At 72.3% G+C, this 14,875-nt stretch carries 14 protein-coding genes and 1 pseudogene; 7 read left to right on the top strand and 8 right to left on the bottom strand.

Annotated features, from left to right (window positions below):
• Positions 1-28: 28 nt before the first annotated feature.
• Genes ACFU7D_RS14700 through ACFU7D_RS14690 form a run of 3 tightly spaced genes read right to left on the bottom strand, consistent with a single transcriptional unit; the run spans position 29 to position 3,677 of the window.
• Positions 29-1,471, bottom strand: coding sequence for a sensor histidine kinase (locus ACFU7D_RS14700; protein ID WP_378868168.1), 1,443 nt, complete (start codon positions 1,469-1,471; stop codon positions 29-31).
• Positions 1,468-2,154, bottom strand: a complete 687-nt coding sequence (locus tag ACFU7D_RS14695) for a response regulator transcription factor (protein ID WP_378868165.1) — start codon at positions 2,152-2,154, stop codon at positions 1,468-1,470. The genes ACFU7D_RS14700 and ACFU7D_RS14695 overlap by 4 nt, the downstream gene beginning before the upstream one ends.
• A complete protein-coding gene (locus tag ACFU7D_RS14690) occupies positions 2,151-3,677 on the bottom strand; it encodes a hypothetical protein (RefSeq protein ID WP_378868163.1) in 1,527 nt (508 codons plus the stop codon). The genes ACFU7D_RS14695 and ACFU7D_RS14690 overlap by 4 nt, the downstream gene beginning before the upstream one ends.
• 91 nt (positions 3,678-3,768) lie before the next feature.
• On the opposite strand from ACFU7D_RS14690, the gene ACFU7D_RS14685 reads away from it, so the two are divergent.
• The 3 genes from ACFU7D_RS14685 to ACFU7D_RS14675 are packed head-to-tail and all read left to right on the top strand — an operon-like array spanning position 3,769 to position 6,805.
• On the top strand, positions 3,769-4,881 hold the full coding sequence (locus ACFU7D_RS14685; protein ID WP_378868162.1) for a galactosyldiacylglycerol synthase: 1,113 nt from the start codon (positions 3,769-3,771) through the stop codon (positions 4,879-4,881).
• The gene (locus ACFU7D_RS14680) at positions 4,878-5,525 is read left to right on the top strand and encodes a polysaccharide deacetylase family protein (protein WP_378726758.1); all 648 of its coding nucleotides are present in this window, start codon (positions 4,878-4,880) and stop codon (positions 5,523-5,525) included. Before ACFU7D_RS14685 ends, ACFU7D_RS14680 begins: the two co-directional genes overlap by 4 nt.
• Positions 5,522-6,805 (top strand): MFS transporter, encoded by a 1,284-nt coding sequence (locus ACFU7D_RS14675; protein ID WP_378868159.1) that lies wholly within the window; start codon positions 5,522-5,524, stop codon positions 6,803-6,805. The genes ACFU7D_RS14680 and ACFU7D_RS14675 overlap by 4 nt, the downstream gene beginning before the upstream one ends.
• Before the next feature lie 39 nt (positions 6,806-6,844).
• On the opposite strand, the gene ACFU7D_RS14670 is transcribed toward ACFU7D_RS14675, so the two are convergent.
• The 3 genes from ACFU7D_RS14670 to ACFU7D_RS14660 form a co-directional block, all read right to left on the bottom strand.
• Complete coding sequence (locus ACFU7D_RS14670; protein WP_378868156.1) at positions 6,845-7,240, bottom strand: hypothetical protein; 396 nt, start codon at positions 7,238-7,240, stop codon at positions 6,845-6,847.
• A gap of 93 nt (positions 7,241-7,333) precedes the next feature.
• Complete coding sequence (locus ACFU7D_RS14665; RefSeq protein WP_378868189.1) at positions 7,334-7,978, bottom strand: response regulator; 645 nt, start codon at positions 7,976-7,978, stop codon at positions 7,334-7,336.
• A gap of 8 nt (positions 7,979-7,986) precedes the next feature.
• Positions 7,987-9,261, bottom strand: a complete 1,275-nt coding sequence (locus ACFU7D_RS14660) for a sensor domain-containing protein (protein WP_378868154.1) — start codon at positions 9,259-9,261, stop codon at positions 7,987-7,989.
• Between the two features lie 108 nt (positions 9,262-9,369).
• Between ACFU7D_RS14660 and ACFU7D_RS14655 the strand changes: the two genes are divergently transcribed.
• From ACFU7D_RS14655 to ACFU7D_RS14640, 4 genes are read left to right on the top strand one after another with little or no spacing between them, the layout of a single operon-like run.
• Positions 9,370-10,161, top strand: coding sequence for an ABC transporter ATP-binding protein (locus ACFU7D_RS14655; RefSeq protein ID WP_378868151.1), 792 nt, complete (start codon positions 9,370-9,372; stop codon positions 10,159-10,161).
• A complete protein-coding gene (locus ACFU7D_RS14650; RefSeq protein WP_378868149.1) occupies positions 10,158-12,041 on the top strand; it encodes an FtsX-like permease family protein in 1,884 nt (627 codons plus the stop codon). The genes ACFU7D_RS14655 and ACFU7D_RS14650 overlap by 4 nt, the downstream gene beginning before the upstream one ends.
• Positions 12,042-12,080: 39 nt before the next feature.
• On the top strand, positions 12,081-12,617 hold the full coding sequence (locus ACFU7D_RS14645) for an HIT family protein (RefSeq protein ID WP_378726843.1): 537 nt from the start codon (positions 12,081-12,083) through the stop codon (positions 12,615-12,617).
• Positions 12,618-12,657: 40 nt separating this feature from the next.
• Positions 12,658-13,224 (top strand): GrpB family protein, encoded by a 567-nt coding sequence (locus ACFU7D_RS14640; RefSeq protein WP_378868146.1) that lies wholly within the window; start codon positions 12,658-12,660, stop codon positions 13,222-13,224.
• 21 nt (positions 13,225-13,245) lie between these two features.
• Here the strand turns inward: ACFU7D_RS14640 and ACFU7D_RS14635 are convergent, their stop codons facing one another.
• Both ACFU7D_RS14635 and ACFU7D_RS14630 read right to left on the bottom strand, forming a co-directional pair.
• Positions 13,246-14,634 carry a GntP family permease gene (locus tag ACFU7D_RS14635; RefSeq protein ID WP_378868144.1) on the bottom strand — a complete coding sequence of 463 codons (1,389 nt, stop codon included), beginning with the start codon at positions 14,632-14,634 and terminating at the stop codon, positions 13,246-13,248.
• Positions 14,635-14,667: 33 nt separating this feature from the next.
• Positions 14,668-14,875 (bottom strand): annotated as a pseudogene (locus tag ACFU7D_RS14630) (2-dehydro-3-deoxyphosphogluconate aldolase); the annotation flags it as partial.

The raw sequence follows: 14,875 nt of genomic DNA, 5'->3' as shown, positions 1-14,875 counted from the left end.
CCGTACGGATCCGGACGTGAAGGACGGATTAACCGGTGGGATCGGTGCGGTCGGTCGGCAGGAGCACGGTGACCGTCATCTCCGAACCGTGGGTGCACGTGACCGGAGCGGGGAAGCCGTACGTGGCGTGGCGGCCGTCGTGGCACAGCCTCAGCTCGCCGCCGGCGCGAGAGACGAGCGTGCCGACCAGGGACAGGCCCAGTCCCGAGCCGGGTCGTGCGCGCGCCTCCTCGGCGCGGGTGAAGCGCTGCGTCGCCGTGGTCAGCAACGCGGGTGGCATCCCGGGGCCGGCGTCCGCGACCGTCAGCCGCGCCCACCCTGGGGCCGGCTCGTCCACGCTCACCTGCACGGGTGGTGCGCCGTGGGTCGAGGCGTTGTCGAGCAGGTTGCTGAGCACCCGCTCCAGCTCGAAGTCCGCCATCGGCGCGGGCACGGGTTCTTCGGGAAGGGTCACGGTGAGGCTGCCGGCGTGATCGGGATCGGCAAGCCGACGCTGGTTGACCGTACGCGCCGTGACGGTCACCAGGTCGGCATGCCCTGCCGGGTGGCTGCCCTCGGACCGGCCGATCTGGAGCAGCTGCTCCGAGAGCGCGGCGAGCCGGTCCAGGTCGACCATGAGCTCGGTGAGGATGCGCTCGTGCTCGACCGCGCTGCGAGGACGTCGCAGCGCCAGCTGGATCCGGCTGGTCAGCAGCGTGATCGGCGTACGCAGCTCGTGGCTGGCCTCGGTGACGAACTGTCGCTCCCGGTCCAGCGCTGCCTCGAGACTGGTGAGCATGTCGTTGAAGGTGTCGCCCAGGCGGGTGATCTCGTCGTCGCGTTGAGGTGGCACGTCGAGCCGAAGACTCGTGTTGCCGGCGGTGATCGCGGCGGCCTGGCGCCGATAGCGTTCGACCGGGCGCAGCGCGGCGCGGGCCAGCCGGTCGCCGACCAGCGCGGTGACGCACAGGGCGCCGAGGCCAGCGAGGCCGAGCTGGAGGAGAAGCTCGCGCAACGCCTCGTCGCGGTGGTCGCGCCGCACGCCGACCAGCAGGTAGCGCCGCGGTGAGGTCGAGAGCCGGACCACCTGCAGCCGATACGGTTTGGCGGCGGCGGGCAGGAAGTCGCCGACGTTGAAGGTGCGCGGCGTCGTGGTCACCCGGTCCAGCCGGGATTCGGGCACCAGGGGAGTGGTCCCCGCTGCTCCCCCGCGGTCGATGACGGTGCCGTCCGCGCCCAGCACCTGCCAGGGAACGCCGGTGGCATCGGCCGCGGACCGGGTACTGACCCGGCCATCGGCGCCGACCAGCGGCTCGAGCGCGTGGCGGGCCTGGGTGAGCTCGGTGTCGAGGCCACGGTCGAGCGCGTAGTCGACGCGCCAGTAGACGAAGACCCCGGCGGCGATCAGGACGACGAGGCTCGCGGCGGAGAAGCCGGCGACGAGGCGTACCCGCAGCGGCAGCCGGGAGAGGCGAACGGTCAGCGAGCTCATCGGCTCGACGGCGCCGTCTCGAGGCGGTAGCCGGCTCCGCGCAGGGTGGTGATCGTGTCGGTGCCGAACGGTCGGTCGATCTTGCCGCGGATCGCGGCCACGTGCACGTCGATGACGTTGCTGCGCAGGTCGGTCTCGCCGTCCCAGACCTCGTCGAGGATCCGCAGCCGGGTGACGACCTGCCCGGCGTGCGAGGCGAGCAGATAGAGGATGTCGAACTCGCGGGTGGACAGGGTGATCTCGACGCCGCCACGGGTGACCCGGCGTGCGCCGGGATCGACCACCAGGTCGCCGATCTGCGCGGGTGCCTCGCCGCTGAACCCGCCACGCCGGTAGAGCGCGCGTAGTCGTGCCAGGAGCTCGTCGAGGTCGAACGGCTTGGGCAGGTAATCGTCGGCACCGGCGTCGAGCCCGCTGATCCGATCGCGTACGTCGCTGCGGGCGGTGAGCATCAGGATCGGCGTCGCCAGCCCCAGGTCGCGCAGCCGGCGTGCGACGGTGACGCCGTCGAGGCCGGGCAGCATCCAGTCGAGGAGCGCGACGTCGTAGCCGGCATCGCTCAGCAGGCGCTCGTAGGCGACCCGCCCGTTGTGGGCGACGTCGACCTGCCAGCCCGCCTCGGTGAGAGACTGCTCGAGCAGGCTGGCGAGGCGTACGTCGTCCTCGGCGACCAGAATCCTCATCGCCACGTCCCTTCGGGTCTCCGGCGCTCCCAGACGTGCCAGTTGTCGTAGGTCACCCTCTCAACGTAATGCCGCACGAGATACTGCTGGGCGTCGTCGGCGTTCAGTCCCCACGTGTCGAGACTGCCGCCGTCGACGACGACCCACCGCGGGGCCGAGGGCCCCGCCAGCACGGAGTGCAGCCGGTTCAGCTCGGGGTCGCGAACCCGCACCGGCAGGCTCCACAGATACTCGTAGGCGCTGTACTGGCCGCTCGCGGCGACGATCTCGGGGTGGCCGAACCCGACCACGACGCTATCAGTGGAGCTGTGCGCGTGCTCGCGCAGGTAGGTGGAGACCTGCGCCTCGGGGGAGGGCGGAGGCGGGGAGGCGACCCGATAGGTCCACACGGTGAGGGTGACCGCGACCGTGTAGGCCACGGCGCGGGTCAGGGCACGCCCTGCCCGCGGCGGGGCGATCGCCACCAGCAGCACCAGGCCGGGAACGATGCCGGTCAGGTAGTGCAGCCAGTAGCTGCCGCCCGCGGCGATCCCGAACACCTCCCAGGCGGTCAGCGCGAGAGCCGGCCAGGCGAGGCGGGTCCGGTGCGTGAGGATCGCCGCCACCGCGACGACCAGCAACACCGCGACGCCGGAGACCACCGACGCCGCGACGAGCTCCGCCCCACGGAGAAGGGTCGCGCTCGAAGCGGAGGCGTTGATCACCTCGGAGGCCTGGCCGCGGAAGGTCACGACGGCGTCCCACAGGCCGGCGGCCGAGGTGCCGCGGGCCCAGGCCCCGGCGAGCGCCGCGCCGAGGACGGTGATCGCGCCACCGGCGAACGCGGCGACGCGTCTCCCGAGCCGAGGCACGTGCCCGACGGAGACCACGACGAGGACGGCGGCGAACACGAACACGTCGAGGACGTTCTGCTTGACCAGCGCCGCGGCCATGCCGGCCGCGCCGGCACCGACGGCCAGGCCGGCCGTACGCCATCCCCAGGATCCGCGCAGCGCCACGATCAGACACACCAGCCCGGCCAGGACGAACGGCACCGCGAGCAGCTCACCGTTGACCTCGGGCATCGCCAGCAGCGGGCTGGACAGCAGCGCGGCGGCCAGCACGACGCAGGCGATCCGGCCGCGGCGCGTCGGCGAGACCAGGCTTGCGAGGATGCCCGCGAGCCCCACCGACGTCGCGCTGGCCAGGGCGCCGAGGATCTTGACCCCCGGCGCCACGAACCCTGTCGCCGTCGCACCGCCCGGGCCGAGATTCCCCGCCGCGGCGAACAGCCAGACCAGCAGCGGCGGCCGGTCGACCCAGAGATCGCCGTACAACGAGTGCCCCGGCCACCACTGCTGCGCGAGCATCAGGAACCCACTCTCGTCCGCCGACAACGGCCGGGCGAGGAACGGCAGCCACGCCGCCGTGGCCACCAGCATCGCGAGGATGACGACGCCGGCCGTCGCCCACCGCCGGGCGCGGACGGGCGGTGCGGTCACCGGGGTCGCGGGTGCCGTCGGCCCGCTGACAGGAAGGGTCACACTCGCACGCTAAGAACGCGTGCATGAAGGCTGGATGAATGCGCCTCGGGTTTCATCAATCCTTCATCCGCAGGGAGTCATCCTCGCCGCCATGACGACTCAGACCATGCCCATCGCGGCGGTGCCGCTGCTCGCCCTCGCCCCGGGGACGCCCCGGGTCGCGGTGATCACCGGCAGCTACGGCGCCGGTCACAACTCCGCCGCTCGCGAGATCGCCCGTGTCCTGATGGCCGCGGGCTGTGACGTCGAGATCCACGACGTCGTGACCCTGCTGCCGTTCCGGCTCGGTCCGCTCCTGCGGCGCGTCTACTACGCCCAGCTCCGGCGCCGGCCCGGCTCGTGGGAGACCACCCTGCGGCTGCTCGAACCGGACCACGCCGCGTACCGGGTCGTGACCCGGCTCCTCGCCGCGACCGCGGCCCGGATCGTCGAGGCTACGCGGGGCTGCGACCTGGTCCTCACCACGCATCCGTTCGGTGCCCAAGTGCTCGGGCACGCCCGCGTGACCGGCATGCTCGCGGCTCCCGTGGTCACCTACCTCACCGACACCTCCGTCCACCCCCTGTGGATCCACGCCGGCGTCGATCTCAACCTCGCCATCCATGAGGTCGCGGCCGCCGAGGCGCGGCGGTGGGGCGGACGTACGGCGGTCGTGCGGCCGCTCATCCCGGAGCGGCCGGCAGGGCTCGGCGCTCCCCGCCAGGAGCCGATGCCCGGTGACATCGCCGGACCCTGGGCTCTGGTCACCGGTGGCTCGTTGGGCATGGGACGGCTGGAGGCCACCGCGCGCGACCTCCTCGCCGACGGACGGATGACGCCGGTCGTGCTGTGCGGCACCGACACCCGGCTGCGTCGCCGTCTGTCCCGGATCCCCGGCGTCGTCGCGCTCGGCTGGCGTGACGACATCCCGGCGCTGACGAGCGCCTGCGACTGCGTCGTGCAGAACGCCGGCGGGTTCACCTCGCTGGAGGCGCTGGCCTCCGGTACGCCGGTGGTCACCTACCGGCCGCTGCCGGGCCACGGTGTCGCGAACTCGGTCAACCTGGAAGCGGCCGGCCTGATCCCGTGGGCCCGCACCTCGACGGACCTCGCCCGGTTCCTCGCCGGCGCCGGACTCGCCCCGCGGCGGAGCCACCTGCCCATGGGTGCGCCCGAGCTCCTCGACCTGATCACCGGACACGTCCCGACGGAGGTGGCGGCATGAGCCGGGTCGCGGCCACCCGGGGAGCCGGCGGCGGATCCCACATCGCGCTCACCTTCGACGACGGGCCCGACCCGGCCAGCACACCGGCGTTCCTCGACCTCCTCGCCACGCACGGCCGGAGGGCGACGTTCTTCGTCCTGGGCTCCCAGGCCGTCGAGCACCCCGAGCTGATCCGGCGGATCAGCCGGGAAGGGCACGAGCTGGCGATCCACGGCTGGACGCACCGCTGCACCCTGGCGCTGCCACCCACCAGGCTGACCCGTGGGATGCGCCGGGCGCGCGACGTCGTCGAGGACATCAGCGGCGCCCAGGTCACCTGGTATCGGCCGCCGTACGGGGTGCCCAGTGGCGAGGCCGTCCTGGCCTGCCGTGCCCTCGGCCTGACTCCCGTGCTGTGGACGGCCTGGGGACGCGAGTGGGAGCGAACGGCCTCACCGGCCACCGTCGTCGCGACCGTCCTGCGTACGCTGCAGCCCGGCGGAACGGTCCTGCTGCACGACACCGACCTCCACGCGCCGCACGGCGACTGGCGGCGTACGTTGGCAGCGACCGAGCACCTGCTGGCCGGTCCGCTGGCCTCCGCGAACGTCGGCACTCTGGGTGAGCACTGGCGCGAGGTCCCCTGCGAGAATCGATCCACGTGACGCAGACATCGTCCGGCCACGACGCTGGCCCCGCCGGGGGACCCAGGGCCTGGACGCCGTGGCGTACGGTCTTCGCCTTCGGCCTGGTCAGTCTCTGCGCCGACATGGTCTACGAGGGCATGCGGGCGATGACCGGGCCGTTCCTCGGCAGCCTCGGCGCCTCCGCGCTGACCGTCGGCCTGATCACCGGTGCCGGCGAGGGGATCGCGCTCGTGCTGCGGCTGGTGACCGGCGTGTGGGCCGACCGGAGCCACAACCACTGGCGGCTGACCGTGCTCGGCTACGCCATGACCGCGGTCTGCGTCCCGCTGCTCGCGGTCACGCCGTTCCTCGGCGCTGCCGGGCTCGCCGTCGCCGCGACCCTGATCCTGCTCGAGCGCACCGGGAAGGCTGTCCGGAGCCCCGCCAAGTCGGCCCTGCTGGCTCGGATGGCCACCTCCACCGGCAGGGGCAAGGGGTTCGCCGTCCACAAGGCCTTGGACCAGGTCGGGGCCTTCTCCGGACCGCTCCTGCTCGCCGGCGTCGCCGCTGCGACCGGGCTGATCTGGCCGGGCTTCGCCCTCCTTGCCGTCCCCGGCGCGATCTCGCTCCTGCTGCTGGCCCAGCTGCGCCGCCGGGCGCCGATAGTGACCGAGCCCGAGCTCGAGACCGCGACAGGTGCCGACCCGGCGGCCCCTGCGTCGAGCACGCTCGCGGCGATCGGCCGAGCCGTGACCGGCAGTGACCTGCCGCGTACGTTCCACCTCTTCTCCGTGGCCGCCGCGATGATGACCGCCGGCCTGATGACGTTCGGTGTCATCTCCTTCCGGATGGTCGAGGACGGTCTCCTTCTCGCGGCCGCCGTCCCCCTCGTCTATGCCCTGGCGATGGCGGTCGAGGCCGTCGCGGCGCTCGGCACCGGCCATCTCTTCGATCGTCGTGGCAGCCGGGTGCTCCTGGTCGTCCCGGTCCTCGTCGCTCTGGTGCCGCTGTGCGTCTTCGCCTCCCAGCTCTGGCTGGTGCTGGCCGGGGTCGTGGTGTGGGGCGTGGCCTACGGCATCCAGGACTCGACGGTGAAGGCGTACGTCGCCGACCTCGTCCCCGCGCCTCGCCGGGCCACGGCCTACGGGGTGTTCGCCGCTGTCCAGGGCCTCGGCGCGCTCGCCGGCGGTGGCCTCGCCGGTGCGCTGGTCACCGGACACGTCCCGGTCCTGGCCGGGGTGATCGGCGGGCTGCAGGTCGCCGCCTTCGCGCTGCTCGTCCACGTCACCCGTCGCCGGACCGGTTCGGTCCAGGTGTGATGCCCCCGCCAGGGCGAAAGCAGCCCGGACCGACCGAGATCAGGGCGCCAGCTTGATCGAGTTGAACGGAGTGATCGAGCCTTCCCAGGTGAAATGAACGTAGACCGGCACTGTGCAGTTCGTGCCGTTGTAGCCGTAGCAGAGGTAGGCCATCGCGTTGCCGGTCTGGCAGTTGACGATCCTGCGCGTGCCGTACTCGTTCGAGAAGTTGTAATAGCCGTAGTTGTAGAACTTGTGGTGGTCGCGCCAAGCCTGCCGCTGGCTGTCCCACTTCTGCTCGCGCACCCAGCCGTCAAGGGTCGGGCACGAAGCGGTGTCGACGTACATGGCGTTCGCGGGGGCGGGAGCGAGTGAGATCGACGTTGCGATGGCCATCACTGCTCCGGCCAGCACGACGCCGATCCGCGTTGATCTGATCTTCCGGTGGATTCTCATGACGCTCATGGTGGTGCGCGACGCTGACAGACTGCTGTCAGATTCATGTCACGATCGTCGTTCCGCGAGAACCTGGCCCCGCGAGCAGGGCATCTAGGCCTCGCGCAGGTAGGCGAGGACGGCGGAGACGCGTCGGTCGGTGGTCGGGTCGAGCCGGAGCTTGGCGAAGATGTTGCCGACATGCTTGCGGACGGCGGCCTCGGAGACGAAGAGCGTGGTGGCGATGCTGCCGTTGGTGCGGCCCTCGGCCATCAGGCCCAGGACCTCGCGCTCGCGCTCGGAGAGCACGTCGAGCGGACCGTCGGGCTGGTGCCGGCTGAGGAGGCCGCGTACGACCTGGGGGTCGACGACGGTCTCGCCGCCGGCGACCCGGTCCAGGCTGTCGAGGAAGTCCCGGACGTGGCCGACCCGGTCCTTGAGCAGGTAGCCGATGCCGCCGCCACCGGTGGTGTCGAGGAGCTCGGCGAGGTAGGCGTCGGCGACGTAGGCGGAGAGCACGAGGACGGCCAGGTCGCGGTGCCGCCGGCGGAGCTCGGCGGCGGCACGCAGCCCTTCGTCGGTGTGGGTCGGAGGCATCCGGATGTCGGTGATGACCACGTCCGGACGGGTGTGGTCGGTGAAGGCGAGCAGGGCGTCCGCGTCGCCGACAGCAGCGATGACCTCGTGGCCGGCTCGCTCGAGGATGGCGAGGAGGCCCTCGCGCAGCAGCGCGGCGTCCTCGGCCAGGACGATCCTCAGCGGAGCCCTCACGGAAGCACGGTCGGGCACGTCATCCTCACTTCCGTCGGTCCGCCCGGTGGGCTGGTGACCTCGAGGTGGCCGTCCAGGGCGGCCAGACGGGTGGCCAGGCCGGCCAGCCCGCCCCCGGGACGCACGGCGGCGCCGCCGGCCCCATCATCGCGTACGCCGACCTCCAGCCGGTCACCGGTGACGTGGCCCTCGACGCGGGCGGAACAGGCACCGGCATGGCGGACCGCGTTGGTGAGCGCCTCGGCGACCAGGAAGTACGCCGCGGCCTCGACCGGCGCCGGCAGCCGGCCGTCGACCCGCAGGTCGACCGAGACCGGGATCCCGGAGGCGTCGGCGAGCTCGCGGACGGCAGCGGTGAGCCCGTGGTCGACCAGCACCCGCGGGTGGATCCCGCGGACGGTGGCGCGAAGCTCGGCCAGCGCCGTCTCGGCCTGGGCGTGGGCGTGCCGGACGAGGTCGAGCCCGGCACCCTCGGGCACCTCCAGCTCGGCGAGGCCGAGGGTCATGGTCAGCGCGACCAGCCGCTGCTGCGCGCCGTCGTGGAGGTCGCGCTCGATCCGGCTGCGTTCGGTCTCGAAGGCGTCGACGAGGTCGACGCGTGATCGGCGGAGCTCGGCGACGGCCGCGGCCATCCGCGTCTGGGCCGGTTCGAGCAGGAGCCGGGCCAGGCTGGCCTGGGCGGCGGCGAGGAGGGTGGCGGCGTACAGGCCGACGATCAGCAGCACCAGCCCCGGGACCACGGCGATCCAGGCCTCCGTGGGCGTGGTGAGCTGCCAGGGGCCGAAGGCGATCGGAGCGTCGAGCCGGACCAGAACCGGGGCGAGCACGAGGACACCCGGGATGGTGATGATCAGGTTGATCGCGACGGCGTCGACCACCCACAGCACCGTGGCGACCAGCACGGTGTAGCCGACCTCGGGTCCGGAGACCCGCAGTCGGCGCAGAGCCCGGAGCCGGTCGCTCCAGGCGATCGGCTCCGGCGGCTCGGCCGGTCCTGGGCGGACCTCGGGAAGGATCAGCCGGAGGCGTACCCGCTCCATGTCGGCGACGAGTGACGCCAGCAGCGGGATCCCGGCGAGGACCAGCACCCCGACCAGGAGGACCAGGGTGAGCAGCCCGACGCCGACCAGCACGAACAGCAGGAAGGCGACGACGAGACCGATCAGAGCGCCGGAGGCCAGGTAGGCCAGGGCGCGCCAGGGCCAGCTGGAGGCGAGCAGCCGCCAGGGGGAGGAGCGCAGCGCGGCCCAGACGTCGGGTGGTGGTCTCATGACTCTCGAGCCTAGGCACTCAGCGCCCGTCGCGGGGTAGCGCACGCGCTACCCCGCCGTGGCGTCCGCGCCCGGGCGTGTGCCGCGTAGGACGCGTTTGCTGGAGACATGACCGCCACCATCCCGGCCGCCGTCCACGCGCCCCGGCCGCTCGGCCCGCCCGCCGTCGTCCTCGACGACGTCACCCGCACCTACCGCTCCCGCTCCGGCAAGGTCGACGCCCTGCGGGGCGTGAGCCATGCCTTCGCCTCCGGGACGTTCACCGCGATCATGGGGCCGTCGGGGTCGGGCAAGTCCACGCTGATGCAGATCGCGGCCGGCCTCGACCGGCCCACCCGGGGCCGCGTCCGGGTCGCCGGCGCCGACCTGGCCGGCCTGAACCGGACGACCCTGACCAAGCTGCGACGCGAGACGATGGGCTTCGTGTTCCAGCAGTACAACCTGCTCGACGCTCTCACCGCCTACGACAACGTCGCCCTCCCCGCCCGTCTCGCCGGCCGGCGTCCGGATCGCGGCGCGGTGATCGGGGCGCTCGAGCAGGTCGGTCTGCACGGGCTCGCCAGGAGGCGGCCGCCGGAGCTCTCCGGTGGCCAGCAGCAGCGCGTGGCCATCGCGCGTGCGCTGCACGCCCGGCCCGCGGTGCTCTTCGCCGACGAGCCCACCGGTGCCTTGGACCGCCACGCCGGCCGTGACGTGCTCGAGCTGCTACGGAACCTCGTCGACGCGCCGGTCGTCCATGGGCCCGCGCAGACGGTCGTGATGGTCACCCACGACCCGCTCGCCGCCTCGTACGCCGACAGCGTGCTGTTCCTCGCCGACGGCCGGGTCGTGGGGCAGATGGAGCGCAGCGACCCGGCTCGGATCGGTGCCCGGATGGCCGAGCTGGAGCCCGTGCGATGAGCCTCGTCGCGATGGCGGCGCACAGCCTGAAGAGCCTGCGCCAGTCCTGGCCTCCGTACGCCGGCGCCACTGTCGCCCTCGCCGGCGGCATCGCCCTGATCACCCTCGCCACCAACATGCTGGGAGCGCTCGGCACCGCCACCGACGGGCTGGACCAGCAGGCCCGGACGCAGATCGACGACCTCGGGTCGCTGTTCGGCATCATGGCCGGCATCTCGCTCTTCCTGGCGCTCTTCGTGGTCTCCTCGACCTTCGGGTTCGTGGTGGCCACCCGGCGCCGCGAGCTCGGTCTGCTCCGCCTGCTCGGGGCCACCCCGCGCCAGGTGCGGACCCTGCTCCTCGGCGAGGCGCTCGCCGTCGCGGCCCTCGGCACGGTCGCCGGCTGCCTGCTCGGCACGGCGGTGACGGTGCCGGTCCTGCGCATCCTGCACCGGGCCGGTGTCACTCCGGTCCTGCTCGCGATGCCGAGCCAGGGCACCGGGTGGGCGATCGCCGCCTGCTGCGGTGTCGGCGTCGCCCTGGTCGGGGCCCGGCGTGCGGGCGCTCGGGCGGGACGTACGCAACCGGTCGAGGCGCTTCGCGACGCGGTCCTTGAGCGACGACGGCCCACGGTGGTCCAGGGGCTGGTCGCGCTCACCGCGGCCGGCGCGCTGGTCGCGACCGCGATCCTCGCTCCCGAGATGCCGCTGCTGTTCGCCCTGCTGGTGGGCATGTTCCTGCCGATCGTCGCCGTGATCGGCGCCAACGCGGTGGGCGGCCTGCTCTACACCGCGCTCGCGGCGTACGCCGGTGCAACGGTGGCGCGACGGGACCCGGCGGCCCATCTGGCCCGTGACCTCGCCCGCACCAGCAGCCGGATGACCGCCGCGGTGGCGGCGCCGGTGGTGGCCATCCTGGCGGTCGCCGGCTCGATGGTGCTCGCGGTCGGTGCGACCGCGGACTGGAGCGAGGGTGCCGACCGGGCGGCGCTCCGGTCGGAGCTGGTCGTCGAGCATGCGGAGCGTCCCGAGCGGATCCAGGACGTGCCCGGGGTGGGCGTGAGCGACGTACGACGCACGGCGCAGGTCGGGTTCGGCGGCGGTCCGGAGGATGTCGAGGTCGTCGACGTCGCCGGCGCGGCCGCCACGCGGAGCCTGCGGGCGACGCAGGGAAGCCTCGCCGACATGCACGGCCGGGCGATGGCGGTCACCGCCTCCTACGTCACCGACCTCGGCGTCCGGGTCGGCGAGACCCGCCGGATGCGCATCGACGGCCGGAGAGTCAAGGTGCGCCTGGTCGCCGTCGTACCCGACGCCCCGAACCTGTGGAGCGACATCATCGTCCCCGACGACCTGCCGCGCATCGACCGGATCGCCCGCGACACCGGAACGGTCTTCGTGCGCACCGACGCCGGCGCGGACGTCGCCGGGACCGCACGGTCGATCCGGGACACCGGGGCCGAGGTGAGCACCGGCGAGGAGTGGGTCGGCACGGTCTCGGCCGAGGCGCGCGAGATGAACGCGGTCGTGCTGTGGGTGATGCTCGGCCCGGCCGGGGTCTACGCCGCGATCGCCGCCGTCAACGCGGTCCTGATCGGGGCGAGCCAGCGCCGCCGCCAGACCGCCACCGCCCGACTCCTCGGTGCCACCCCGGCACAGGTGAGCCGAACCGCGCTCTGGGAGACGGTGTTCACCGGCGCCGGAGCTCTGCTGGTCGGCGGCGCGATCACCGGATTCACCGGCTGGCTGATGCGGCAGGCGGTCGTACGCGACGTGCCCGAGGCGCCGCTGACGTTCCCCTGGCAGCCCCTGTCCGGGATCACCGCGGCCTGCCTGGTCGTGCTGCTCGCCGCCGCCGTCGCCGGGGCGTACGCGCTGCGGGGCGGGGAAGCGCCCGAATGAGGCTGTGAGGGGTTAAGTAGTGTTTGCCGCGTGACAGAGATGGACGGGGTGCTCACCCAGGACGGCATCGGCGAGGGCGACGGCCTGGAGCGGCTGTGGACCCCCTACCGGATGGCCTACATCCGCGGCGAGAACAAGCCCACCGACCCCTCGGAGACGAAGTGCCCCTTCTGCCGGGTGCCGACGCTCGAGGACGCCGAAGGGCTGGTCGTCCACCGCGGCGAGACCTGCTTCGTGGTGCTCAACCTCTACCCGTACGCCCCGGGTCACATGATGGTGTGCCCCTACCGTCACGTCGCCGGTTATGTCGAGACCACCGACGAGGAGGCCGCCGAGATGGCGGTGCTGACCAAGCAGGCCGTACGCACCCTCGCCGACGTCTCCCGGGCCGAGGGCTTCAACATCGGGATGAACCAGGGCACCGCGGGCGGCGCCGGCATCGCCGCCCACCTGCACCAGCACATCGTGCCCCGCTGGGTCGGCGACCAGAACTTCATGCCGATCATCGGCCGCACCAAGACCCTGCCGCAGCTGCTCACCGACACCCGCGAGCTGCTCGCGAAGGCGTGGGGATAGATCTTTCCCCCGTGTCCTGAGTTCGATATACACGTGAGTCGTGCCCTTTGCCGATGAGTCTGCCGCCGGTGCCGTGACGGTGGTGGCGTACCAGCCGCTCTGGTCGGAGGAGGGAGAAGCCCTGACGGTCGAGCTTCGACGCCTGGTCCCGAGCGCCGACGCCATCGACCACATCGGCTCCACCGCCGTGCCTGGTCTGCCCGCCAAGGACTGCCTCGATGCGATGGTTCGTGTCGGGTCGGTGGGCGATGTCGATCTTCGTGCGCTCGTGGACGCCGGCTATCGGCAGCGACCTGAGACGTGGAACCGTGCAGAGCCGCTCGATGGAGTCTCGTACCCGAAGAAGGTCTTCGCGCCGCCGGCCGGCGGCAGACCGGTCAACATCCACATTCGTCAGACAGGGAGCCCGACGGCTCGGTACGCGCTGCTGTTCCGGGACTTTCTGCGTGCGGATTCCGACAGCCGTCGAGCCTGGGGCGGTTTCAAGGCCCGGCTCGCCGAGGCGGAGCTGGACATCTACGCCTACGGCCAGATCAAGGCCACCGCCCAACCTCTGTTGATGAGACTCGCGGAGCAATGGGCCGCCGAGACCAGCTGGAGCCCCTGAAGCGCTCGGCGGCCCGCTGCCTCAGACGATCGCCCAGGCGACGGCCGCGGCCGCGAAGCCGACGATGGAGAGCACCGTCTCCAGGACGGTCCAGGTGGCCAGCGTCTGCTTCACGGACATGTTGAAGTAGCGCGACACGATCCAGAAGCCACCGTCGTTGACGTGGCTGAGGATGATCGAGCCGGCGGCGATCGCGACGGCGATCACGGCGAGCTCGGGCTGCGAGTAGCCGGTGCCGAGGGTCGGCGCGATGATGCCGCCGGTGGTCACGATCGCCACGGTCGCGGAGCCCTGGGCGATCCGGAGGGTGCAGGAGATGACGTAGGCCAGCAGCAGGATCGGCAGGCCGGCATCGGAGAGCACCTCGGCGAGCGCGGTGCCCACACCGGTCGCGGTGATCACCGCGCCGAAGAAGGCGCCGGCGCCGACGACGAGCAGGATCATGCCGACCGGCCGCAGCGAGGCGCCGGTGAACTCCGAGATCTCCTCGAGGCTCATCCCGCGCCGGATGCCGAGCAGCCAGAAGGCGAGCAGCACGGCGATGGTGAGCGCGATCGCCGGGTTGCCGAAGAAGGTGAGCAGGCTGAGCAGCCGGCCCGGGTCGAGCAGCATCGTGCCGAAGGTCGCGCCGAGGATCAGGATCAGCGGCACCGCGATGACCCCGAGGACGAGGGCGAGCGAGACGGGGGTGGTGGGCGTCTTGTCCTGCTCCGCCTCGGTCTCCGCGACCAGGAACTCCTCGGGCACCGAGACCTGGACGCGCGGGGCGATCCAGGTGGGGAAGAGGATGCCGGCCGCGGCGAACGCGGGCAGACCGCACAGCAGGCCCATGATGATCAGCCAGCCGAGGTCGACGCCGAGGAGACCGCCCAGGGCCGTCGGGCCGGGGTGGGGAGGCAGGAAGGCGTGCGTCATCGACAGGCCGGCCAGGACCGGCAGGGCGTAGAGCACGAGCGACTTGCCGCCGCGGTGTGCGGCGACGTAGACCAGCGGGGCGAGCACGAAGATGCCGATGTCGAAGAAGACCGGGATGCCGAAGATCAGGCCGACCAGGCCCATCGCGACCGGGGTGCCGCGCTCCCCGAAGATGCCGATCAGCCTCGCGGCGAGGACATCGGCGCCGCCGGACCGCTCCAGGAGCGACCCGAGGACGGTGCCGAGACCGATGATGAGCGCGATGTGGCCCAGTACGCCGCCGAAGCCGGTCTCGATGAGCGACTCCTTCGCGGAGAGGGCGGTGCCCACCATCTGCTCGACGGACAGGCCGGCCGCGACAGCGAGGCCGATGCCGCTGATGAAGAGGGCGATGAAGGGTTCGAGCTTCACCTTGATGATCAGGAAGAGGAGGACGGCGATCGCTGCGCCGCAGAGCAGCAGCAGGCCGGTGGTGCTCGTCTGGAGCCAATGCATGGTTGGTTCTCCCGTATCGGGTGGGGGATGGTCTCAGCGCAGAGCTGCGCTGAACCGGGCGGCGTTGGTGGTGATCTGCTCCCACCGGGCCTCGTCTACGTCGGCGGGCTGGACCACCGACGTCCCGGCGGTCACGGCGATGGCGCCGGCCCGCAGGAACTCCGCGGCGTTGTCTTCGTCGACTCCGCCGGAAGGGATCAGGGCGACCTCGGGGAACGGCCCCCGCAGGTCGGAGAAGTAG

It is taken from the genome of Nocardioides sp. NPDC057577 (assembly GCF_042801335.1).
GTDB lineage: Bacteria > Actinomycetota > Actinomycetes > Propionibacteriales > Nocardioidaceae > Nocardioides.
This window is presented reverse-complemented; position numbering and strand designations above follow the sequence as displayed.